Source organism: Bradyrhizobium sp. JYMT SZCCT0180 (assembly GCF_018130165.1).
Classification (GTDB): domain Bacteria; phylum Pseudomonadota; class Alphaproteobacteria; order Rhizobiales; family Xanthobacteraceae; genus Bradyrhizobium.
In genome coordinates, this window is the sequence record NZ_JAFCLZ010000013.1 from 217,500 (window position 1) to 239,905 (window position 22,406).

General features: G+C 64.1%; 21 protein-coding genes. 11 read left to right on the forward strand and 10 right to left on the reverse strand.

The features are described 5' to 3' along the window. Window positions 1-4: 4 nt before the first annotated feature. Window positions 5-721 carry a glycine-rich domain-containing protein gene (locus tag JQ641_RS20555; RefSeq protein WP_211997784.1) on the forward strand — a complete coding sequence of 239 codons (717 nt, stop codon included), beginning with the start codon at window positions 5-7 and terminating at the stop codon, window positions 719-721. Window positions 722-736: 15 nt separating this feature from the next. Here the strand turns inward: JQ641_RS20555 and JQ641_RS20560 are convergent, their stop codons facing one another. Beyond that, complete coding sequence (locus JQ641_RS20560; protein WP_211997785.1) at window positions 737-1,624, reverse strand: metallophosphoesterase family protein; 888 nt, start codon at window positions 1,622-1,624, stop codon at window positions 737-739. 115 nt (window positions 1,625-1,739) lie between these two features. Between JQ641_RS20560 and JQ641_RS20565 the strand changes: the two genes are divergently transcribed. The 4 genes from JQ641_RS20565 to JQ641_RS20580 all read left to right on the forward strand — a co-directional run bounded on the left by JQ641_RS20565 (window position 1,740) and on the right by JQ641_RS20580 (window position 5,008). Then, window positions 1,740-2,228 carry an NUDIX domain-containing protein gene (locus tag JQ641_RS20565; RefSeq protein WP_349628595.1) on the forward strand — a complete coding sequence of 163 codons (489 nt, stop codon included), beginning with the start codon at window positions 1,740-1,742 and terminating at the stop codon, window positions 2,226-2,228. Window positions 2,229-2,304: 76 nt separating this feature from the next. After that, window positions 2,305-3,495, forward strand: coding sequence for a hypothetical protein (locus tag JQ641_RS20570; protein WP_211997786.1), 1,191 nt, complete (start codon window positions 2,305-2,307; stop codon window positions 3,493-3,495). Further along, window positions 3,492-4,427, forward strand: coding sequence for a glycosyltransferase family 2 protein (locus JQ641_RS20575; protein ID WP_211997787.1), 936 nt, complete (start codon window positions 3,492-3,494; stop codon window positions 4,425-4,427). The genes JQ641_RS20570 and JQ641_RS20575 overlap by 4 nt, the downstream gene beginning before the upstream one ends. A gap of 68 nt (window positions 4,428-4,495) precedes the next feature. Further along, window positions 4,496-5,008 (forward strand): GNAT family N-acetyltransferase, encoded by a 513-nt coding sequence (locus tag JQ641_RS20580; protein ID WP_192738539.1) that lies wholly within the window; start codon window positions 4,496-4,498, stop codon window positions 5,006-5,008. A 97-nt stretch (window positions 5,009-5,105) separates the two neighbouring features. On the opposite strand, the gene JQ641_RS20585 is transcribed toward JQ641_RS20580, so the two are convergent. Both JQ641_RS20585 and JQ641_RS20590 read right to left on the reverse strand, forming a co-directional pair. Beyond that, window positions 5,106-7,484, reverse strand: coding sequence for a TonB-dependent receptor (locus JQ641_RS20585; protein ID WP_211997788.1), 2,379 nt, complete (start codon window positions 7,482-7,484; stop codon window positions 5,106-5,108). A 107-nt stretch (window positions 7,485-7,591) separates the two neighbouring features. Continuing rightward, window positions 7,592-8,002 (reverse strand): DUF2946 family protein, encoded by a 411-nt coding sequence (locus JQ641_RS20590; protein ID WP_211997789.1) that lies wholly within the window; start codon window positions 8,000-8,002, stop codon window positions 7,592-7,594. A gap of 320 nt (window positions 8,003-8,322) precedes the next feature. On the opposite strand from JQ641_RS20590, the gene zigA reads away from it, so the two are divergent. Then, window positions 8,323-9,531: a zinc metallochaperone GTPase ZigA gene (gene zigA, locus JQ641_RS20595; protein ID WP_211997790.1), complete on the forward strand. Its 1,209-nt coding sequence runs from the start codon at window positions 8,323-8,325 to the stop codon at window positions 9,529-9,531. A 52-nt stretch (window positions 9,532-9,583) separates the two neighbouring features. Here zigA and JQ641_RS20600 read toward each other — a convergent pair whose 3' ends face one another. The 5 genes from JQ641_RS20600 to JQ641_RS20620 form a co-directional block, all read right to left on the reverse strand. Then, window positions 9,584-10,063 carry a dienelactone hydrolase family protein gene (locus JQ641_RS20600; RefSeq protein ID WP_211997791.1) on the reverse strand — a complete coding sequence of 160 codons (480 nt, stop codon included), beginning with the start codon at window positions 10,061-10,063 and terminating at the stop codon, window positions 9,584-9,586. A gap of 382 nt (window positions 10,064-10,445) precedes the next feature. Beyond that, window positions 10,446-12,509: a hypothetical protein gene (locus JQ641_RS20605; protein ID WP_211997792.1), complete on the reverse strand. Its 2,064-nt coding sequence runs from the start codon at window positions 12,507-12,509 to the stop codon at window positions 10,446-10,448. Window positions 12,510-12,513: 4 nt separating this feature from the next. Beyond that, window positions 12,514-15,324, reverse strand: a complete 2,811-nt coding sequence (locus tag JQ641_RS20610) for a DUF4159 domain-containing protein (protein ID WP_211997812.1) — start codon at window positions 15,322-15,324, stop codon at window positions 12,514-12,516. After that, window positions 15,324-16,268: a DUF58 domain-containing protein gene (locus tag JQ641_RS20615; protein ID WP_211997793.1), complete on the reverse strand. Its 945-nt coding sequence runs from the start codon at window positions 16,266-16,268 to the stop codon at window positions 15,324-15,326. The genes JQ641_RS20610 and JQ641_RS20615 overlap by 1 nt, the downstream gene beginning before the upstream one ends. Then, window positions 16,268-17,269 carry an AAA family ATPase gene (locus JQ641_RS20620; protein ID WP_192738545.1) on the reverse strand — a complete coding sequence of 334 codons (1,002 nt, stop codon included), beginning with the start codon at window positions 17,267-17,269 and terminating at the stop codon, window positions 16,268-16,270. The genes JQ641_RS20615 and JQ641_RS20620 overlap by 1 nt, the downstream gene beginning before the upstream one ends. Before the next feature lie 229 nt (window positions 17,270-17,498). Between JQ641_RS20620 and JQ641_RS20625 the strand changes: the two genes are divergently transcribed. From JQ641_RS20625 to JQ641_RS20645, 5 genes are read left to right on the forward strand one after another with little or no spacing between them, the layout of a single operon-like run. Beyond that, a complete protein-coding gene (locus JQ641_RS20625) occupies window positions 17,499-18,128 on the forward strand; it encodes a DUF1285 domain-containing protein (RefSeq protein WP_192738546.1) in 630 nt (209 codons plus the stop codon). A gap of 8 nt (window positions 18,129-18,136) precedes the next feature. Continuing rightward, a complete protein-coding gene (locus tag JQ641_RS20630; RefSeq protein ID WP_502754975.1) occupies window positions 18,137-18,799 on the forward strand; it encodes a CoA pyrophosphatase in 663 nt (220 codons plus the stop codon). After that, complete coding sequence (locus JQ641_RS20635) at window positions 18,796-19,074, forward strand: DUF6111 family protein (protein ID WP_192738548.1); 279 nt, start codon at window positions 18,796-18,798, stop codon at window positions 19,072-19,074. The genes JQ641_RS20630 and JQ641_RS20635 overlap by 4 nt, the downstream gene beginning before the upstream one ends. Further along, window positions 19,071-20,342, forward strand: a complete 1,272-nt coding sequence (locus tag JQ641_RS20640; RefSeq protein ID WP_211997795.1) for a CCA tRNA nucleotidyltransferase — start codon at window positions 19,071-19,073, stop codon at window positions 20,340-20,342. Before JQ641_RS20635 ends, JQ641_RS20640 begins: the two co-directional genes overlap by 4 nt. A 10-nt stretch (window positions 20,343-20,352) precedes the next feature. Next, on the forward strand, window positions 20,353-21,123 hold the full coding sequence (locus JQ641_RS20645; protein WP_211997796.1) for a TSUP family transporter: 771 nt from the start codon (window positions 20,353-20,355) through the stop codon (window positions 21,121-21,123). Window positions 21,124-21,176: 53 nt separating this feature from the next. On the opposite strand, the gene JQ641_RS20650 is transcribed toward JQ641_RS20645, so the two are convergent. After that, entirely contained in the window at window positions 21,177-21,452 is a 276-nt protein-coding gene (locus JQ641_RS20650) for a YodC family protein (RefSeq protein WP_211997797.1), read from the reverse strand. A gap of 213 nt (window positions 21,453-21,665) precedes the next feature. Then, window positions 21,666-22,403: an HAD family hydrolase gene (locus JQ641_RS20655; protein ID WP_211997813.1), complete on the reverse strand. Its 738-nt coding sequence runs from the start codon at window positions 22,401-22,403 to the stop codon at window positions 21,666-21,668. Between the last annotated feature and the right edge of the window lie 3 nt (window positions 22,404-22,406).

Consider the following 22,406-nt stretch of genomic DNA (forward strand, 5'->3'; position numbering starts at 1 on the left):
CCTCGTGCCAGCCATCATCATCGGCAACGCCATCGTGGCGGTGATCGTCCTGGTCATCGCCGCGAGCCTGTACGGCAAATGGCTGACGTTGAGGCGTGCCGAATATATCCGCACGTTCCGCTGGCCAAGCGGGCTGCTGCAGCGGCTGGAGCAGCATCACCCGGGCTTCCAGCGCAAGGACAGCGCGCTGGTCTCGCGCGGCCTGCGGCAGTTTTTCCTCGCCTATCTCATGAGCGGCAAGCGCTACGTCTCGATGCCCTCGCAAGTCGCGGACGATCTGTGGCACGAGTTTATCCTCTACACGCGCGAGTACGATGCGTTTTGCCGCCGCGCGTTCGGCGGTTTCCTGCATCACACCCCGGCGGTGGTGCTGAGCGAGCATCGCAAAAGCAACGAGGGCCTGCGGCGGGTCTGGTGGTACTGCTGCAAGTACGAGAGTATCGATCCTGTCAGGCCGAGCCGGCTGCCGCTGTTGTTTGCGCTCGACAGCAAGTTCAAGATCGCCAACGGCTTTGTCTATCACCCCGACTGCGAGGAGTTGCGCAAGAACGGCAGCGGTACCGCATACTGCGGCGGTGATTTCGCGGACACGTCGGTCGATGGTTCGTCGTCCGGCTTCGGCGATGGCGACGGCGGCCACGCTAGCGGCGATGCCGGAGGTAGCGATGGGGGTGGTGGTGGAGACGGCGGCGGAGGTTGCGGCGGTGGGGGCGGGGACTAGCCCTGCCTGAACCAGTTACGACAACCTGACTTGCGCCAACTGCCGGATCACATTGTCATCGCCAAAGCCGCGCACGGTCTGCACGCAGCGCCAATGGTCGCCGTCGCGCTCGATCGAAAACAGATTATAGGCCGCAGCGGGATAGTGCCGGTGCGCCAGCGCCGACGCCGAAGGCACGCCGATCGCGGGAATCTGGCGGTCAGTGCCTTCGATCCACATGGTCGAATGGATGTGGTCGTGACCGTGCAGCACCAGTTCCACGCCATGGCGCTTCAGGAGCGCGCGCAGCTGCCGCGAATCCGTCAGCCGCTTGATGCGGGAATCCGAATGCAGGGGGTGATGGACCAGCAGCACCCGGAATGCCTGTTCGGACGACAATTGCGTCAGGATTTGATCCAGTTCATCGAGCTGGGCCCGCCCGAGCCTGCCGGTCGCCATCAGCGGCAGCGTCGGCACTGCCGAGGATACGCCGATCAGCGCCAGCGGGCCGCGCCGGCGCACGAACGGAAACGTCGCACCGTTGGGCCCGGCATCGCCGCGCAGATAGTCGCCGAACGTTCCGGCGAAACGATTCCTGGTGGCGCGCACGTAGGCGTCGTGGTTGCCGGGAATCACCGTGACTTCCTGCGGCGCGCCGACGCTTTCAAGCCAGGCCTGCGCCGGCGAGAACTCGGCTTCCAGCGCGAGATTGACCAGATCGCCGGTGACCGCGATATGGTCAGGCTGCTGGACCTGCATGTCCGCGACCAACGCGTCGAGCACCTCGCGGCGGTGGTATTTGTGGCGGTTGCGGGTCCAGTTGAGATAGCCGAGCGCGCGCTTGCCCGCGAGATCGCGAAAGCGTGCCGCCGGCAGCGGCGGCAGGTGCGGATCGGACAAATGCGCCAGCGTGAATGCGGCCATCAAAAACCTCGTCAGGAATCCTTGCGAGAAACCTTGCCAGAAACCCTGCAATGTATTGGCAAGCCAACCGTATCTGCGCAAGGATCAAACATCATGTCCGGCATCTGAGGTATTTGTGACCGCTCTGCAGAATCTTCGAAAACGCTTCGAGCCGCAGCTGCGGCGGGTAATGCATCTCTATTGGCGGATCGCCCGCGGCATGACGCTCGGGGTCCGCGGCGTCGTGCTCGACGGCGGCAACAGGGTGTTTCTGGTCAAACACAGCTATATCTCCGGCTGGCATCTGCCGGGCGGCGGGGTCGAGGTCGGCGAGACGTTCCTCGAGGCATTGCGGCGCGAACTCATGGAGGAGGGGCGGATCGAACTCACCAACGAACCACCCTTGCATGGCCTGTTTTTCAACGTCCACGTATCGCCCCGCGACCATGTCGCGGTCTATGTCGTGAAGCAATTCCGCCAGGACCGCTTGCCGCAGCCCAACCGCGAGATCGTGGAGTGCGGGTTCTACGATGCGGCTGCGCTGCCGGCGGACACTACCCGAGGTACGCGCCTTCGGATCGCCGAAGTGCTGGATTTCAAGGCGCGGACCGCGACCTGGCGCTGATTTTTGCGCAGGCGCTCGGTTGCGCCCCGCCATCACAGCCCCTAGAAGCGGAGCAGTCGAGCGGGGGCCGGACAGGATGAAACTGATTAAACTTCTCTGCGGCATCGGCTTCCTGGTGGTGCTGGCGAGCAATATCTTGACCATCTCGCGCTGGAGCGAAAGCCGCGGGGTTTATGACGACATCTGCTATCTGCGGCAGGCGCATCTGTTTCAGCGATTTGGCCTGGATGGGCTCAACACCGACCTCAAGCGTGAGGACGACCAATATCTCGCCAACAAGCTGAAGGAAATGGACTATCCCGAGTGGAACGTGACGACGCGGGCTCCCTGTCACGTCTGGATGGAGAAGACGAAAAAAACCGTCCTTCAATATCCACCTGGCACCGGGTTCATGCTGGCGTTATTCCCGGAAGGCTTTCAGGTCATGCCGCTTTATGTTCTGGCGTCGATCGTGATCGTCGGTTTTGCGTTCCTTGCAATGACTTATGCATCAACGCTCGCTTCGCTCGCATTGGTGGCCGTCTTCGGGGACGTCGCGATCTACCTGATGATCAATCCGACCAAGGCGAGCTATTCGGTTGCGCCGACCATGATGGTCTGCGCGCTCGCGGGCTGGCTCACCGCGAAGCTGTTCGCGGATCGGTCGCGGCACCGGCTTGTGCTGCTCGCACTGGTGGGGCTGCTGATCGGCCTGTCCGTGAATTTGCGCCTGCCGAACCTGTTCCTGTCGGCGGGCTATTGCCTGTATCTCGCCGGCGCGTTCCTGCTGGCGCGAAGCAGGGAGACGTTCCTGCAAGGGGCGGCATTCGGCGTTGCGTTCCTGATCGGCATGGCGCCGACGCTGATCGCGCATGCGATCAATGCGGGAAGTCCCTTCACGACGACCTATGGCGGACAAGACGTCGCGCCGCGGGAGCTGGATGCAGGTATCCTCTGGCAGTATTTCGGCGACGTGCAGTTCACCTTGCTGGCGATCGCGGCGGCATGGACCGCCTGGCTGTGGCGCTACAGTCAGGGGGGCGCGAGGCAGGCCGCCATTTTGCTCGCCACCAATCTGGTGGTGAACGCGATTTTCTTCATGACGCATCCGATCTTCACGCCCTACTACGTTATGCCGATCGACATGCTGACGCTGTGGACGCTGCTGTTCGCAACGCTCGATCTGCGCGGCAGGGCCGCTGCAGAGCCGGGCGTCCCTCAACTGGAAGAGGCCCTGAAGCGGCATAGGCGATCCATGGTCCACCTTGGCCCGGCAGGTCCGCGATGACGACACCGGCGTTGCGAGTTGCGGTTCTGGTGCCGTGCTTCAATGAGGAGGCGGCCGTCACGACCGTGGTCGCCGATTTTCGCAAAGTGCTGCCGACGGCCGAAATCTTCGTCTATGACAACAATTCAACAGATCGCACCGCCGACGTCGCGCGGACGGCCGGCGCGCAGGTGCGCAGCGAACGCCGTCAGGGCAAGGGTCATGTCATCCGGCGGATGTTTGCCGATATCGAGGCCGACATCTATGTGCTGGTCGACGGCGACGCGACCTACGACGCCGCCAGCGCCCCACGCATGATCGAGGCTCTGGTCAACGACCACCTCGACATGGTGGTGGGCTTTCGCGTCGATCAATCGGCCGCCGCCTACCGGCCCGGCCACCGCACCGGAAACTGGATGCTGACCGGATTCCTTTCGATGGTGTTCGGTCAGGCGTTCAAGGATATCCTTTCCGGCTACCGTGTGTTCTCGCGCCGCTTCGTCAAATCGTTTCCGGTGCTGTCGGACGGCTTCGAGATCGAAACCGAGCTCAGCGTGCATGCGCTCGAACTGGCGCTGCCGGTGGCCGAAATCGAGACACCCTATTTCGCCCGGCCGGAGGGGTCGTTCAGCAAGCTGAACACCTGGCGCGACGGCTTCCGGATCCTCGGCACCATCCTGAAACTCTATCGCTCGGAAAAGCCGCTGCGGTTCTTCACCGCGATCGGCGTGTTCCTGATGGTGATTTCCGTCGTCCTCGCGATCCCCGTCATCATCACCTATCTAGAGCACGGTCTCGTTCCGCGGCTACCGACCGCGGTTTTGTCGATGGGGCTGATGATTATGGCGGTGCTGTCGGTTTCATCCGGGCTGGTGCTGGACACGGTGACGCGCGGCCGCCGCGAGATGAAACTGCTGGCCTATCTGTCGCAACCGGCGATTAACAAGAAATGAGACAAAGCGGGCTTTAGCGCTGGCGGCAATGGACCGCGCCGCTGCCAGATGCTATTCCGCGCCTTACCATGAGCGAACTTTCCGTCACCATATTGCCCGAAACGCCAAAGGACGCGCAGGCGATCGAGCGCCTGCTCGAACGCACCTTCGGCCCCGGCCGCTTCGTGCTGAGTGCCTACCGGCTGCGCGAGCACGTCGATCATCTGCTCGATCTGTCGTTCACGGCGCGGATCGGTACGCTGATGGTCGGCTCGGTGCGCCAGTTGCCGGTTTGCATCGGCGATACCCCCGCCTTGATGCTCGGGCCGTTGACGGTCGAGCCGCCGTTTCGCAGCCGCGGCGTCGGGCGCATGCTGCTCGATCGCGCTCTTGCGGATGCCAAGGCAAAGGGCCATCGCCTGGTCATTCTGGTCGGCGACGAGGCCTATTACAGCCGTGTCGGATTCAAGGCCGTGCCGAAGGGGCGGATGACCATGCCTGGCCCGGTCGATTACAGCCGCCTCCTGGTCGCCGAACTCGTCGACGGCGCCTTCGACGGTGTCTCCGGTGCCATTCGCCCGGACTGGAGCAAGGCGCGGTAAGCAGTGTGTAGGGTGGGCAAAGGCGCTCTTGCGCCGTGCCCACCATCGCCCATTCGGTGCACGCAATGGTGGGCACGCTTCGCCCACCCTACGAAGTCTAGAACTTCAAGTTCGCAAAAGCGCGTACGCCAATGCCTGGCAGCAGAACCTCGTCCTTGTTGTACGACACCGAGTTGCGGATGTTTTCGTTCAACAGATTGTTGCCGACCAGGCCAACCGTCATTTCCCGCGCGCCGAACCAGGACGCATCGAGCTTGGTCCTGTAACTGAGCTCGGCCTTCAACAGATTATATCCCGCCGTCGGCGTCTCGCCGATCACGGCGATATCGTTCTGCGCGAAGGCGTGCAGCAGATTGACGCGCGCCAGCCAGTTGGCGTCGCGATAGAACAGGCCGCCCCCGAGCCGCTGCGGTGGAATCCGCGGTACGTTGGTCCCGTCCTCGAAGGTCGCGCGGACAATATCGTATTGTCCCTCGATCCCGAACAGACCGTTCCAGACCGGCAGCACATCGTACTGAAACTGGAATTCGCCGCCGCGGAAGGTGGCGTCGCGCTGGGAGTAGATCGCCTGGTTGAGTTCGAGGCCTGGGCCTGCCTGGCACACGCCGTCTTCGCATGTGTTGCCGGTCAGCCGCCGATAGATGAAGCCGTTGAACTTTGTGTAATAGCCGGTGATTTCAAATCGCAAGGGACCTGTTGCCCGTCGCAATCCGACTTCGACGGATTTCGCGGTCTCGATTCCCAGATTGGGATTGCCGATATCGAACGTGACGGTCGCATCGTGACCGCCGCGTGAAAACAGCTCGGCGGGTTTGGGGGCGCGCTCGACATATTGGCCGGTGATGCTCGCAACCAGATTCCATGGAAGATTCTGGATCAGGCCGATACTCCCGCTCTTCGGCGCGAAGTTGAGGTTGCGCGGCGTGGCGGGACCAATGGCACCGGGATCGACGTTGAGGTCGAACTCATCGGGAATGAAGGCCGGCGTCGTTCCAGTCAGGTGGGCGTGCTCGATACGCCCGGCAATCTGCGCCTTTGTCGTATCGCTGAATTTCAGTTCGTTGAAGATGTATCCGGCGACCTTGGTGTTCTTGTTTGGATCCCACAAGCCGTTCACTGGACTGCCGATATCATCCGGGCTTGGTGCTGTGAGTTCCTGATGCGACGCCTGGATGCCGACAGCCGTGGTGAGGGCGGCGAAGCGGACGTTGAATGGCGCCAGCTGCACCTCGACGCGGCCTTCCTGCTCCTTGTTGGTGAAGGTCTGGCGCACGCCCAGCGTCGTCAGGTCGGCGGGGTCGGCGAGGCCGATCTCATTGTGCTTATAGTCGGTGGCGCCCGCCCAGAAACGGATCGCATCGATTGCCGCAGCGTCCGGCCGGTATTCACCCTTGGCCGTGAACTTGGTTTGACGCGCGTCGATCCGGGTCTGGTGATCGGCGCCGTCGATGCCGGGTATGTGATAGAGCGTGTCGTTCTGCGTGACGGCCGCGCCGATGAAGCCGCCATGGAAGAAATATGAGCCGCCGATCGATGCGCCGGTGGCCTGCGCCGCGGAATTCGGCTGGCGTCCATCGACGGGGCGGGTCTGATCGAACAGATAGGGATAGCTCGGAATGCTGTAATCGCCCGACTTGCGTCCGTAGGCGTCGGCATGAATCGCAACATTGCCGCCGCCGGCGTCGAGCAGAATGCCGCCTTCGACGCCGCGATCGACCGAATTGACCGCGGTGCGGGTCTCGACGTTCACGCAGCCCGGCGATGCGGCATTGGCGAGCGGCGCCTTCACCGGAAGCCCATAGGTCTGAAATGCGGGTGCCGCGCAGGTGGGCAAAGCGTCCGGAATACGGTTGTTGGTGGCGCTGACAACGCCACCGATCGCCGTGGACCCGTAACGCAGGGTTGCCGGACCGCGGATGACCTCGATCTGGTTGGTCGAAAGCGGATCGATCGGCACGAAGTGATCTTCGCCGAGGTCCGACGCACCGTTGCTGCCGATGCCGTTCTCGACGATGCCGACGCGGTTGACATCGAGACCCCTGATGATCGGCCGGCTTGACGCTCCGGGTGCAAAGCTCGAGCCGGTGATCCCCGGCTTGGAGAACAGGAGATCGCCGAGCGTGCCACCGCCCTGCCGGCGGATTTCCTCGTTGGGCATGACGGTGACGGTTGCGAACTGGTCGGTCACGACCGGCAGCACGCCCTGTTGAGGCGCGGCGGCGACGGGGACCGGTTGCGGCTCGGTATCGCGTTCGCGATTGCGGCCGGGCACGCCGCGGGCGACGCGCGCCGGCTTTCGCGCCGGGGTCACGTTTCGCCGCACGATCGGGCTTGGTGCCGTCACGGTGATTTCCGGCAGTTGTGTCGAGGAGGATGGCGCGGCCGCGTCCTGGGCCATCGCGCCATTGCCGACCGCGCACAGGAATAGCCAGCTTGCGCCACCGATGTGGAACGCTCGTCTTTTGGTGAATGTCATTTGTCCCGATCCTGATTCCGTCAAGCGACGGATCGATTCGATTATCCCTTGTCGGATCGGCCACGTGTCACGCGGCGATCCCCTTCGGGCGCATCAGTCAATCGATGTCAGGAGGCGGGAGGGGCGCGGGACTGGAACGGCGAGCGGACCGAACTCAGATGCGCGAATTCGGCGTCGGTCGTCAGGTACAGAAGTTCGATGGCCTGCGGCACCAGCAACAGCGGCGGTGCCGAGAATACGAGGTTGTTGGCCAGCGAAATGACGGCGCAGATCGCGCAAGCCTCAGCTGGATGATCGGTGTCGTGACTGGACGGTAGCTGCGTCTGGGCGGCTTGGCCTGCCGCATCCGGTGCGGCGGGAATCTGCGCATGATCGAGATCAACCTGCGCCAGGCTGGTCGCGATCGCAGGCGCGGCCGCGACCGGGTGGAAATGCCCGAACGACAGCGCAAACTGGATCGCGAGCGCGAACAGCGCCAGCCGCGAGCCGTGTTTGACGTTATTCCGGAACCACTTCACGACGATGGAGGCCTTGTCCCGGGCCGGCCAAGGTGTCTCGGCCTTCCCAATGTTATATTATAACATCAGCGGTGGTCCGCGGGGTCAACCGTGCTCGGTCCGGGTGCCGACGCAATTCAAAGCGTGTGTGTGATTCACGCAACGGTATGCGTATCGAGGGGACCATCGTCGATTGAGCGCACCTGGCGTCCCTCAGTTTTCCCGGTTGACAGCCGAGCCGCGTTCGGATTGTTATGTTATAACATTACATATTTGCGGATCATCCATGCCTCGCCGTCGTCGTTTGGGATTCCGTGAACTGAACAGGCTCTTTGACCTCGATGCGAAAGCTCCCCGTCACCGTCTTGTCCGGCTTCCTCGGGGCTGGAAAGACAACTTTGCTAAACCACGTGCTGAACAACCGTCGCGGCCTGAAAGTGGCGGTGATTGTGAACGACATGAGCGAGGTCAACATCGACGCCGACCTGGTCCGCGATGGCGGTGCGAACCTGTCGCGGACGGACGAAAAACTGGTTGAAATGACCAACGGGTGCATTTGCTGCACGCTGCGAGACGATCTCTTGAAGGAAATCCGTGGGCTCGCCGAAAGCGACAGGTTCGACTACCTCCTGATCGAATCGACCGGCATTTCCGAACCGCTTCCGGTTGCGGCGACGTTCGATTTCCGGACCGAGGAGGGCGACAGTCTTTCCGACGTGGCGGTGCTCGACACCATGGTGACGGTGGTCGATGCGGTAAACCTGCTGCGGGACTATTCCTCAACCGACTTCATCAGGGATCGCGGTGAATCGCTCGGCGCTGATGACAAGCGAACGATGGTGGATCTGCTGGTTGAGCAGATCGAATTCGCTGACGTGGTGGTGCTCAACAAGATCGGTGATGCTTCCAATGACCAGTTGGAGGCCGCCCGCAAAATCATTCGCGCGCTGAACCCCGCCGCCGACATCGTGGAGACCGATTTCTCCAATGCGCCGTTCGAGCGCATTCTCAATACCGGGCGTTTTGATTTTGAGCGGGCGCAACAGCATCCGCTCTGGTTCAAGGAGCTATACGGCTTTGCCAACCATACGCCGGAGACTGAACAATACGGCGTCGGCAGCTTCGTCTATCGCGCGCGTCGACCGTTCGAGCCGGCGAAGTTCCATCAATTTCTGAGGGAAAGCTGGGCCGGAGTCATTCGGGCAAAGGGCCATTTCTGGATCGCCACGCGTCCGCAATGGCTGGGTGAATTAAGTCAGGCCGGCGCGATCGTCCGAACCGAAGGCCTGGGATTTTGGTGGGCCAATGTGCCCTCCGACCGCTGGCCGGACGATCCGTTCTGGCGGCAGTCGCTCAAGAAGAACTGGAACGAACTGTACGGCGATCGCCGGCAGGAGATCGTCTTCATCGGCACCGCCATGGACCAGGACGCCATCACGGCGCGCCTCGACGCATGTCTTGTTCCGGGAAAGTCCGGCATGCACATCGAGGAATGGGCTAGTCTGCCCGACCCGTTCCCGAGATGGCGGCGCGCCGATGAGGCTGCTTAGGGATTCCCAGTGCACCGGGGGCTCGGCAGCCGACGGTTCCGGGTGCCCGCTCTTACTGGTTAGCAACGGGTCCAACGGTCGAGTTGAGAAACTCCCGAAGCGCTTCGCTCGATTGATCGGTTGCTGATTTGTTGAACTCCACACGGTGTCCGCGATACCAGATCGCGGTCGTAAGGGTCGAAAGGTCAAACCCGAAATACGCTTCGGGATAGGTGATCAGCCGAACCGGGGCACCTTCGCCCTTCTGCCGGGAAATCCCTATGTCGTCTTCGCCAGCAGCCATTTTCCGGCACGCATCGACACCGGCGAAATCATCGCGCTCGCCGATCAGGATCAAGGTGGGCACGGTCATGATGCCTTTAAAGCCGAGGCAGGGCGGATAGAACGCAGCCGCCGCCCGAAATTTTGATCCGGACGCCTGTTCAATCGCGCCCCGTTCGACCGCCGAAAGGGTTTGCCAGGCGCCCGCCGCGAAGCCCACGATCGCAACGCGTTTTGGATCGATGAAACGTTTTTGAATGAGAAAATTCAAACCCGATACGCATCAACGGCCAGGTCGGAGTAAACGCCAAGGTCGCAATTCTTGATCCCTCGCGGACCGAAGCTGTCGATTGTCAACGTGACGTAACCCCACGACGATATTTTTGCTCCCCAATGTTCATCGAGTGGCTTGGCACTGGCATGTTCGCCGCATGAGGGGAGAAGCACGATGGCGGGTGGACGGTCCGCGCCTTCGGGACGCCGAAGCAAGCCCTGCAGGTCGAATGGCAATGGCCTGACGGGAATTTGGACAATCTCGGGAGGCGGAACACTTCGCTGGGCCGCGTGGCTCGGGGCTGAATTGCTGATGCAAAAAGGAACGAAGAAAGCGGTGATTTTGATCAGCCAGGCGTTTGCGCCATCGTTCCGCAAAATCAACGCCCTTCGCGGATCCAGGTCGCGGCGAAGGCGCCGAGCAGCAGCAGCAGGCCGATCAGGCCGGCGAACATCGGCAGCACGCCGACGCCCTTGACGACGCTGGCGTCGCGCATCTTCACGCCCATCCAGCCGTCGCCGCGGAAGATGCTGGTGGAGCGCACCGGCACGATGCGGGGCAGGTCGATGCTTGACCCGTCGACCACGCGTCGTGCGTCGCCGCCGGTCGCTTGCGCCAGCGGCTTGAGCATTTCAATCGTCGAAGTGACTTCGGAAAATTCCCTCGGGTTGGTCGGCCCGACATTGATCAGCGCTTTCAGCGTGCCGTCGGTGGCCTGCCACAGTCCGAGTTCGTTCGCCGGCAGGGTCGAACGCCACGTGCCGGGATCGCTCGCGGTCAATGTCAATTCGCGCGTGGCACCGCTCGGCGACGTCACCGTTACGGGTGCGACGGTGTCGGCCATGGTCTGCCGCAACACCACGAGGTCCTTGCCCTGGATCTGCAGGCGCAGTGCCTCTTCATCCAGATCGGGCTGCTTCATCAGCCAATGCGACATCCGTCGCAGCAGGTCGAGATGCGGGCCGCCACCTTCATAGCCGCGCGCCCACAGCCAGATATGGTCAGACAGCAGCAGCGCGACGCGGCCCTCGCCGAAACGCGACAGCAGCAGAAGCGGCTTGCCGTCGGCGCCGGTCATGACCGGGGGCGTGATGGCGTTGCGGGTCTCCACGGTGCGGAAGAACCGGCTCCAGCGCGGCGGTTCGTTGGCGGAGCCTTCGAGGCCGCGCGTGACCGGATGACGTTTACCGATGTCGCTCAGACGTGCATAAAACGGCTTCTCGGAGACGCCGACGGGTTCGGCCGGCAGCACCGAATCCAAAGGCGTGCGCCAGATGCTGCTGGTCGAGGCGTAGTCCGGCCCGGCCGACACCAGCACGGCGCCGCCGGCCCGCACGTAGCGCGCCATATTCTCGAAATAGGGAATCGGCAGCACGCCCTGGCGGGCGTAGCGGTCGAAGATGATCAGCTGGAATTCGTTGATCTTCTGCTGGAACAGTTCGCGGGTCGGGAATGCGATCAGCGACAGCTCGTTGATCGGCGTGCCGTCCTGCTTCTCCGGCGGTCGCAGAATGGTGAAATGCACGAGGTCGATGCTGGCGTCCGACTTCAACAGATTGCGCCAGGTGCGTTCGCCGGAATGCGGCTCGCCGGATACCAGCAGCACCCGCAATTTATCGCGCACGCCTTCGATCGCGACCACGGCGCGGTTGTTGACCAGCGTCAGTTCGTTCTCGAGTGGCGAAGCCTCGATCTCGACGATGTTGGAGCCGGCATGTTTGATGTCGATATCAACATTGGCGGTCTGGCCGCTCTGCAAGGTGCGTTCGTTGATCACTTCGCCGTCGCGGCGCACGACGATCCTGGCGCGCTGGCCGGTGACGCCCTGGTCGTCCAGACGGTAGGTGATGGTCTGGGGCTGGCCGACGATGCCAAATCTTGGCGCGGCCGAAATCGCGACGCGACGGTCGCGCTCGTCCTTGCGGCCGGTGACCAGCGCATGCACCGGCGCCTGGAAGCCGAGCGCCGCGGCGTTGGCGGGAATGTCGTGGACCCGGCCGTCGGTGATCAGGAAGGCGCCGGCGACGCGATCGACGGGAACATCCGAAAGCGCCGACGACAACGCGCCGAACAGTTTGGTGCCGTCGGTTTCGCCGTCGGCCTGTCCGGCATCGACGACACGCACTTCCAGTCCCTTGACCTTCTTGAGGCTGTCGACCAGGGCCTCCTGCGCCTTTGCCGTCTCCTCATTGCGGGTGCCGAAATTCTGGCTCGGGCTCTTGTCGATGACCACGGCGGCGACCGACGACAACGGCTCGCGGTCTTCGCGCGTGAAAGAAGGGTTAGCGAGCGCGAGCAAGATCAGCGCCAGCGCGGTGACGCGCACCGCAGCGCCCCGCGCGCGGCCGATCAGTAGCAGCACGGATATCGCGACGATCGCGGCCAGCGCAATCCACAGCACGAGGGTGGGGACGAGGGGGGTGAACGCGATGCCGTACTGCATGCCGTTATTGCCCCAACCGTTCGATGAGGGCAGGCGCGTGCACCTGGTCGGCCTTGTAGTTGCCGGTCAGCGTGTACATCACGATGTTGACGCCGGCGCGGAAGGCGAATTCGCGCTGGCGCGGCTCGCTCGGCGACAGCGGCAGCATCGGCTGGCCGTCGGGACGGATCGCCCAGGCGCCGGCAAGATCGTTCGAGGTGATGATGATCGGCGAGACGCCGTCGCCGCCGCGCGCGGGCCGCGATGCAGCTTCGTCGTCATCCTCGCGCGGCAGGGTTTCGACCCAGGTCTGGCCCGAGGTGAACCGGCCCGGAAAATCCCGCAGCAGATAAAACGTCTTGGTCAGCACGTGCTCGCGCGGCACCGGCTCGAGCTCGGGCACGTCGAGCGAGGAGAGGATCTCGCGCAAGGTCCGCATGCCCGCCGTCTGCGATGCGCCGTTTTCGCCCGGCGGCGCCTCGATGGCGTCGCGGGTGTCGAACACGACCGTGCCGCCCTGCTTCATATAGGCGTCGATGCGGTTGATGGCGTCCTGCGGCGGTTTCGGCGCGCCCGGTACCACCGGCCAGTAGATCAGCGGGAAGAACGCCAGCTCGTCGCGCGCGGGATCGATGCCGACGGGGTCGCCGGCTTCCAGCGCGGTGCGCTGGGCGAGAAACAGCGTCAGTCCCGACATGCCTGACTTGACGATGGAGTCGACGTCGGCATTGCCGGTCACGACATAAGCGAGGCGCGTCTGCGAGACCGACTTGATCGCAAAATCGTCATTGTCGGCGGCGCGGAGCGGGGCGGGGGCGATCGACGTTGCGGCCAGGATCATCGCCAACACCAATGCTGCGGGTGCGGCACGGCGCCGCCACAGCGCGGCAAGGCCCGCGCCGAGCATGGCGACCACGATCGCATCGATCAGGAACAGCGCCAGCGATGACGACAACAGGATGCCTCTGAGATCGCGCGGTTCGGCGTTGGTGTAGCTGGCGCGCCGGGCGCGCAGCGCCGTCGTGTCGAGTGCTGCGATACGATCGGCGGAGGCCAGCGTGTTGACGGCGATCGGACCTTCGGCCGCGCCATAGAAACCCGGCGGATGATCCGCGGTGGCGCGGTCGCGGTAATCGGCCGGCATCGGCTTGGCGGTGGAGGGTGGCGGGCCGAACGCGCCAAAACCATCGAGCGTGCGCAGCGGCGCCACGGTCTCGACATTGGTCGCTTCGCTGGCGACGCCCGCGCCCGGCTTTTGCGTGTAGCCGGAGGTGTCGACCAGCCGCCGCAGCATCTCGACGAAGCTGCCGGACATCGGCAGGTCGGACCAGCGCGAGTCGGCCCCGACATGGAACAGGCTGAGGATGCCCTTGCCGCGATGTTCGCCGGTCACCAGCGGTGTGCCGTCTTCCAGCGAGGCCCAGCTCTTGGTTGCCAGCACGGCGTCGGGCTCGGCCAGAACCTGGCGGTTGACGGTGACGTCCTTCGGTACCTGCAAGCCCGCGAACGGACCGTCGGCGGCGAACGAGGCCATATGCTGCGGCTTTTCCCAGGTCAGGCTGCCGCCAAGGCTGCGGCCGCCGCGGCGCAGCTTGACCGGCACCAGATCGTCATCGGCCTGAGCGAGGCGGGGACCTGCGAAACGCACCAGCACGCCGCCCTGATCGATCCAGGCGTTGAGGCGTTCGCGGATTTCCGGCGACAGCGTGCCGACATCGGCCAGCACGATCATCGGCAGCCGCTGATCGAGGAACTGCCCGATCACCTGCTGCGGTGCGCCGCGGTCGCCGAGCCGCACGTCGGCGAACGGCGACAGCGCGCGGGTGAGATAGAAGGTCGAGGCGAGCAGCGGCTGCGCGGTGTCGCTGGTGGCGCCCGTGACGACGCCGATCGCGCGCCGCCGCCATCGCTTGTCGAGCAGCTGCACGGCGCCGGCGGATCGCTCTCCGGCGATTTCCAGCCGCGAGATGTCGTTGCGCAACTCGACCGGCAGCTCGAACGCGGCTTCGGCTTCGCGGTCCTGCGGTCCGAACGCGTAACGGGCCTCGCCGATCGGCGAACCCTTGGCGTCGATCGCACGCACCACGCCGGCGGCAATGCCGCTGTTGGTGCGCAATATTTTCACCGTCATCTTCGCCGCGGCGTTTTCGGCGGCGACCAGCGCCAGGGCCGGCGCTGCGCCGCCCTCATAGATCGTCAGCGTGCGGTCGCCGACCGTCTTGGCCAGCGCTTCCAGAAATTCGGTGCCGCGTCCGGTGTCGACGCCGTCGGACAGCCAGGCGAGTTCGGCATCGCCGGTGGTCTTGAGGAAGCGGTCGAGTGCGGCGAGCGTTTCGACGCGCTCGATCGAATAGGGCTTTGGCGCCAGCTGGCGCAGTGCGACGCGCGCCGTGCCGCCCGGCATCAGCGTGACGTCGCGCGCAGGCTCGGACAATGGTACCAGCGCGACGCCGCGGCGGTCATTGTCGGCATTGGCGATCAATTCGTCGGCGGCCTTGATCCGCGTTTCCCAGCTCGAGGCCGCGCTCCAGCCGTCATCGAGCAGGATCACCAGCGGCGCCCTGCTGCCGCCGGCGGCGGTCTGCGGATTCCAGATCGGACCTGCGGCGGCGAGGATCACCAGGGCCGCTGCAGTCAGGCGCAGCAGCGTCAGCCACCACGGTGTCCGCGACGGGGTTTCTTCCTTGGGCTTGATGTCGAACAATAGCCGCGTCGGCGGAAACTCGATCCGTCTCGGACGCGGCGGCATCACCCGCAGCAGCCACCACAGCACCGGAAGGGACAACAGACCCAGCAGCAGCAGCGGTTGGGCAAAGGAGAGGGGCAGGCCCGCGATCATGCGCTTCGCCCCGCTTTGACGGTGTAGGAACGCGTCGCACCCTTGCTCACCATCATGCCCGAGTGCAGGAACAACAACAGCTCGGCCGCGGAGCGGCTGGTGGTATGGGTTGAAAACAGCCAGTCGAGCTTGTTGGTCTCGCCCCGGATCTCGTCGCGGTGCAGCGCCACGCGCGCGACATAGTCGCTGGCCCAGCTCTCGGCACGGCCGGCGGTGATGACGCCGCCGCTTTCCGGTTCGACGAACTCGACGCGTCCGGAATAGGGAAAGGTCTCTTCGGCGGGATCGACGATCTGGATCAGCGTGCCATGCGCGCCGGAGGCCGACAGGCCCGCGAGCATGGTGTGTATTTCGCTCATCGGCGACCAGAAATCCGACAGCACCACGATCTCGGCCAGCGCCGACGGGATGAACGAGGGCGGCAGGCTCGCGCGCGCGGCATCGTCATGCAGCATCGCCTGCGCCATCTTGTCGATCACGCTGCGGCTGGCGGTCGGGTTCATCAGGCCGGGGATGCCGACGCGTTCGCCGCCCGCGACCAAAAGTTCGGCGAGCGCGAAGGTCACGATCAGGCCGCGCTCCAGCTTGCTGTCGCGGGCCTGCTTCGAGGCAAAGGCCATCGACGGCGAGCGGTCGGGCCACACCCATACGGTATGCGCGGCCTCCCATTCCTGCTCGCGGACATAAAGGTGATCGTCGCGCGCCGAACGGCGCCAGTCGACGTTCTGCGACGGCTCGCCCGAGACGAAGCGGCGGTATTGCCAGAAACTCTCGCCGGAGCCGGCGCGGCGGCGGCCGTGCAGGCCGTGAATGACGTTGGCGGCGATGCGGCGGGCTTCAAGCACGAGACGCGGCAGCGATGCGGCGAGCGTACGGCTTTCGCCATCGGCACGTCGGATTGCTGTGATCTCCCCGTTGGCGTGCTTGGTCTCTGCGGCCATCAACCGATCCGCGTCTTCAATTGCTTGATCACGTCAGGAATGGTGCGGCCTTCCGCGCGCGCCGAGAAGGTCAGCGCCATGCGGTGCTTGAGCACCGGTTCGGCGAGGTCGAGCACGTCGTCGATCGAAGGCGCAAGGCGGCCGTCGAGCAACGCGCGGGCGCGGACCGCCAGCATCAGCGACTGGCTGGCGCGCGGACCAGGGCCCCAGGCGATCAGCTTCTCGCTCTCGCCATCCGGATTGGGACGCGCGGCCCGCACCAGCGAAAGAATGGCCTCGACGACGCTGTCGCCGACCGGCAGGCGGCGCACCAGTCGCTGGGCGGTGATCAGGATTTCCGCGTTCATGGACGCCTTGGCGAGCGTCTCATCCGCGCCCGTGGTCTCGAACAGGATGCGGCGCTCGGCGTCGCGGTCGGGATAGTCGACGTCGATTTCCATCAGGAAGCGGTCGAGCTGGGCTTCCGGCAGCGGATAGGTGCCTTCCTGTTCCAGCGGGTTCTGGGTCGCGAGCACATGGAACGGCTTGGGCAGATCGTGCCGCGCGCCTGCAACGGTGATGTGCTGTTCCTGCATGGCTTGCAGCAGGGCCGACTGGGTGCGCGGGCTGGCACGGTTGATTTCGTCGGCCATCAGAAGCTGCGCGAATACCGGACCCGAGATGAAGCGGAACGAGCGTTTGCCGGAGTTGCTCTCGTCCAGCACCTCGGCGCCGAGAATGTCCGACGGCATCAGGTCAGGCGTGAACTGGATGCGCTTGGCATCCAGACCGAGCGTGATGCCGAGGGTTTCGACCAGCTTGGTCTTGGCGAGGCCGGGGACGCCGATCAGGAGCGCATGACCGCCGGACAGGATCGTCACCAGGGTGTTTTCGATCACCCGTTCCTGGCCGAAAATGACGGTGGAGATGGCTTCTTTCGCGGCCTTGATCTGGCCGGCGACTTGTTCGGCCGAACGGACGATTGCGTCCTCGAGCTTTTCGACACCATCTGCGCCAGGCATATCCATCTCCTTCACCGCTTCATGAACCCGCCGAATGCGTCGTCATGCCACGAACCTCATGCTAAACCTGCGCAAAGGCCATGTATTCGCTGAATTAAACTATCCCCACATTATCGGTATATGGGGGTATGAACGGCATCACGATATGGCGAGAATATTGTTCCCGCTCACGTCTCTCGGACGTGCACCAATCGTGCCAGATTGAGCCGCAGAAGCTTTAAGGCAAACAATGGCGAAGCAAGGGCAAACCAGCAAACCAGGCCGTGAAAACACCGGTCTCGAAGGTCTGACCGCTGCAGCGACCGATGCGGCAAAGGCCAGCCCCGCAGGACGCGGTCTGCCGCCGGTGCATCTGTGGAATCCGCCGTTTTGCGGCGATCTCGACATGCGAATCGCCGGCGATGGCACGTGGTTCTACATGGGCACGCCAATCGGCCGGCCGGCGCTGGTTCGGCTGTTTTCAACCATCCTGAAGCGCGAGGACGGCAAGCACTTTCTCGTGACCCCGGTCGAGAAGGTCGGCATCCGTGTCGACGACGCGCCGTTCCTGGCGGTCGAAATGCAGAACGAGCAGAGCGAGGGCGGTGGCCGCCTGCTGCGCTTCCGCACCAATGTGGACGATTGGGTGCCTTGTGATGCCGGGCACCGGTTGCGGTTCGAGATGGCTGCCGATGGCGGGCTCACGCCCTATCTCCACGTGCGCAGCGATCTCTGGGCCAAGGTCACCCGCGCGCTCTACTACGATCTGGTTGACATGGGGGAAGAGCGGGTGGTCGATGGACAGCCAATGTTCGGAATCGAATCCGGCGGCGAATTCTTCGCGATGGCCGATGCGAAGCAGGTGAGGGACGCGCTTTGAACGAGCCGATGCTGAAGAAGTTGGAACCGGGTGCGGTCAGCTCGGCGGAATTCTTCGCGCGGACCAAGGCGCGGCTGAACTTCGACGTCCCGCCCGGCCTGATCGACCCGAATATCATTCCCAGAACCGGCGACGAGGGCAATGATCGGATGCTCGAGATCATCGCCCAGGAACAGCCGGTGCGGCCGGCGGCGGTGTTGATCCCGGTGGTCGATCATCCGGAGCCGACGGTGCTGCTGACGCAGCGCTCCGAGCATCTGAGCAGCCATGCCGGCCAGATTTCCTTTCCCGGCGGTAAGATCGATGCGACCGATGCTTCGCCGATGGACGCCGCCTTGCGCGAGGCCGACGAGGAGGTCGGGCTGAAGCGCGACTTCATCGAGCCGATCGGCTATCTCGATCTCTATGGCACCGCGTTCGGCTTTCGCATCCTGCCGACGGTGGCGCGGGTGAAGCCCGGGTTCAAACTTGACATCAACGAGGGCGAGGTCGTTGACGCCTTCGAGGTGCCGCTGGCGTTCCTGATGAACCCGGAAAACCACCAGATCCACTCCAAGGAATTCCGCGGCATGGAGCGCTCCTATTACGCGATGCCGTTCGCCGAACGTTACATCTGGGGCGCGACCGCCGGCATCCTGCGGGTATTGTACGAGCGGATTTATCTCGCATGATCCGTCCGGTACTGACCGAACTTGCAATTTTCCTGATCCCGTTCGCGGCCTATGCACTGTTCCTGCTTGCAACGCGTTCCGGCGTGCTGGCGAAATCTTCCTGGCCGGCGCATCTCGTCGCCAAGCTCGTGCTGGGGTCGCTGCTGCTTGTGATCATCAGTTTCGTCCTGCTCGCGCATTTCAGAGGCGCGCCGCCGGATTCGACCTACGTTCCCGCGCACCTTGAGAACGGCAAATTCGTTCCGGGGACCGATAGACCTGGAGCCGGAAAATGAGCGAGGTGCGCGTGCTCGCCAACACGCCCTGGCTCAAATCAGGACCGGCTGCCCGCGTGCTCGCTCTGCTCAATGGCGATGGCGAGGAGGCTCGCGTGGTCGGCGGTGCCGTCCGCAATGCGCTTCTGAACATCCCGCCCGGCGATCTCGACATCGCCACCACGGCGCTGCCTGATGAAGTGGCGCGTCGCGCCAAAGCGGCGGGCATCAAATGCGTGCCGACCGGCATCGAGCATGGCACCGTGACGCTGGTGGTCGACGCCGTGCCGTTCGAGGTCACGACCTTGCGCGAGGATACCGAGACCTTTGGCCGCAAGGCCAAGGTCGCGTTCGGCCGCGACTGGGTTCGCGATGCGGAACGGCGCGACTTCACCATCAACGGCCTGTCCGTCGATGCCGACGGCGTCGTGCACGATCATGTCGGCGGGCTCGCCGACATCGCGGCCCGTCGCGTGCGCTTCATCGGCGACGCCGGCCAGCGCATCGCCGAGGATTATTTGCGCATCCTGCGGTTCTTCCGCATGAACGCCGTCTATGGCGTGGGCGCGCCCGACCGCGTCGGCTATCTCGCCTGCATCGGCGGCCGTGCGGGACTGGCCAGTCTCTCCGCCGAACGCGTGCGGATGGAAATGTTGAAGATCATGGTCGCGGAAGGGGCGCTGGTTGCCGTCACCGCGATGGCGGATGCCGGTCTTCTGCAAGCGATCTTCGGCGGCGTCACCTACACGGGACCGATGGCTGCGATGATATCGGCGGAGCGTGTGCTGGGGCTGACGCCGAGCCCGGTTCGCAGGCTTGGCGCGCTCTCGGTGGCGGTAACCGAGGACGCCAAACGTGTCGCGGCGCGGCTGCGTCTGACCAACGCCGAGGCCAAGGCGCTCGACTCCATGGGTCACCGCTGGTGGCGGCTCGCCGACATGGACGAGGCGAGGGCGCGGCGGCGGCTCTACCGGCTCGGCGAGGAACAATATCGCGATCGGCTGCTGCTGGCCTGGGCGCGCTCAGGGGGGAGCCAGGACTTCGCTGACAATCGCGCCGCCTATTGGCGTGAATTTGCCACCCTGCCGCAGCGCTGGAGCGCGCCGAAATTCCCGCTGAAGGCGGCTGATTTCATCGCCCGCGGCATAGCCGAGGGCCCGGCGCTCGGCCACGTGCTGACGCTGGCGGAGGACGCCTGGCTGGCGGCGGATTTTCCGCTCGATCAGCCCGCGCTGTCGGCCATTGCCGACCAGACCGTCGCCCGCTTCACCCGCGACCACAGGCTGTGAAACGGCACCCGTGAATATTCTCGCAGGCTTTGCCGACATCTCGATCGTCCAGCTGTTGCTGGTCGCCGGTGTGGCGCTGTTTGCTTCCGTGGTCGGCGGCCTCGCCGGATACGGCACCGGCGCACTGATGCCGCTAGTGCTGGTACCGTTGATCGGCGCCGAGCCGGTGGTGCCGATCATTGCGATCTCCTCGATCTTCACCAATATCAGCCGCTTCGTCGCCTATGTCCGCTATGCCGACCGCCGCCGCGCGCTGATCGTGATATCGGCCGCGGCGCTGACCACGGCGCTCGGCGCTTACGGTTATACGCGGCTGTCCGGAGCCGGCGCGGCGCTGGTGATCGGCAGCATGCTGATCCTGAGCGTACCGCTGCGCCGTTTTGCCAAACGCCGCGATATCAGGATCAGCGACGCCGGACTTGGCGCCAGCGCGGTCGGGTATGGCGTGGTGGTCGGCGGCACCTCGGGCTCCGGCGTGATCCTGCTGTCGCTGTTGATGGCGGTCGGCCTCGAAGGCGCAGCCGTAATCGCCACCGATGCCGTGATCTCGGTTGCGACCTCAATCATCAAGATTTCGGTGTTTGGCCTGGCCGGCGCCGTCACCGCGCAGGTGCTCGCCTTTGCAATCCTGATCGGGGCTATCTCGATCCCCGGCGCGTTCCTCGCCAAGGCCTTCGTCGAGCGCATGCCGGTGCACATCCACACCGCGATCCTCGACGCCGCCGTCATCACCGGCGGCGTGGTGATGATCTCAACTGCTGCGCGGTCGCTCTTCGGTTAGCCGGGAAAACGATACCGCCGGGTATTCCGACCCGGCGGTATCGCAGGGAGTTGTTACGCTACCTTCTTGCTCTTTTTCTTCTTGTGGTCGTCGTCCTCATCTTCGTCGTCTTCGCTCTCGTCTTCATCCTGATCGTCTTCGTCCTGATCGTCGTCTTCCGTATCATCGATTTCGGCGGGCTCGAGGACCGCTTTGGGAAGCGTTTCGCGAAACAGATCGCCCTCGCCACCCATCCACAGGCACTCGACCGTGTCGTCGTTGACCTCGGCCACCGTCAGCGGGTGACCGCCGGATTTCAGAATAACAACGTCGCCTGGCTTCAATTCCATGATCTTCCCTCCGCGCTGATTGACGCGACGAACAGGCTATCGATCTGTCATGACAGACGGATCACGACCGGTCGTTTTCGCGGTGGAGATTTGAGCGGTGGAACCGACGCGTCTAGACTCTTGTTTGACGCGTTTTCTACCGCAGATAAGTCTACGCAATCTGCGCAAGCTTGATTGCTATGCGAACCGGTATCCACTTCGCTCGAAAACGCTCTACGGCAGCAACTCGGTCAGCGAGCGGATGATGCGGTCGGGCTTGATCGTCGAATCCGCGGGCAGGCCGTCGCCGTGCACGTCGATCCAGATCGCGTAGATGCCGAGGCGCTGCGGCGCCACAACTTCCCATTCCAGATTGTCGCCGATCATCCAGGTCTCGGGGGCGGTGACGCCGAGGGCCTCCATCGCGTGGAGATAGGCGCGCTCCTCCGGTTTGCCGAAACCGTGCTCGCCCTCGATCTGGATGTGATCGAACCGGTGCGACAGCGCGAAGCGTTCGACCTTGGCGCGTTGCGGACCGGCGGCGCCGTTGGTCACCAGTGCCAGCTTGACCCCGTGTGCCTTCAACGCGTCGATCGCGTCATGCGCGCCCGGGAAGACGAACATTTCCTCCTCGCGGTAGGCGTGGAACCGGATGGCGAGCCGTGCGGCCAGATCCGGCGACAGCGGCGCGTGGCCGGCGGCGGCAAGCGCTGCAAATCCGTTGCCGACCACCACGTGCCGGGCCTCCTCGAGCTTCAGCCGCCATTCGGCCGCGGCCGCTGCCCAGAATTTCCGGCCGGACTCCACGATCGCTGCGGCGACCTGTTGCGATGAGACGGAGCCCAGCTCATCGGCAAATTCCGCCGCGACATTGTTCCAGGCGATTTCGGGGCGGCCATAGGCCGACAGGATGGTGTCGTCCATGTCGATCAGCATGGCGCGGGGCAGGTTTGTCATCTTGTTCAGGGCCATCCT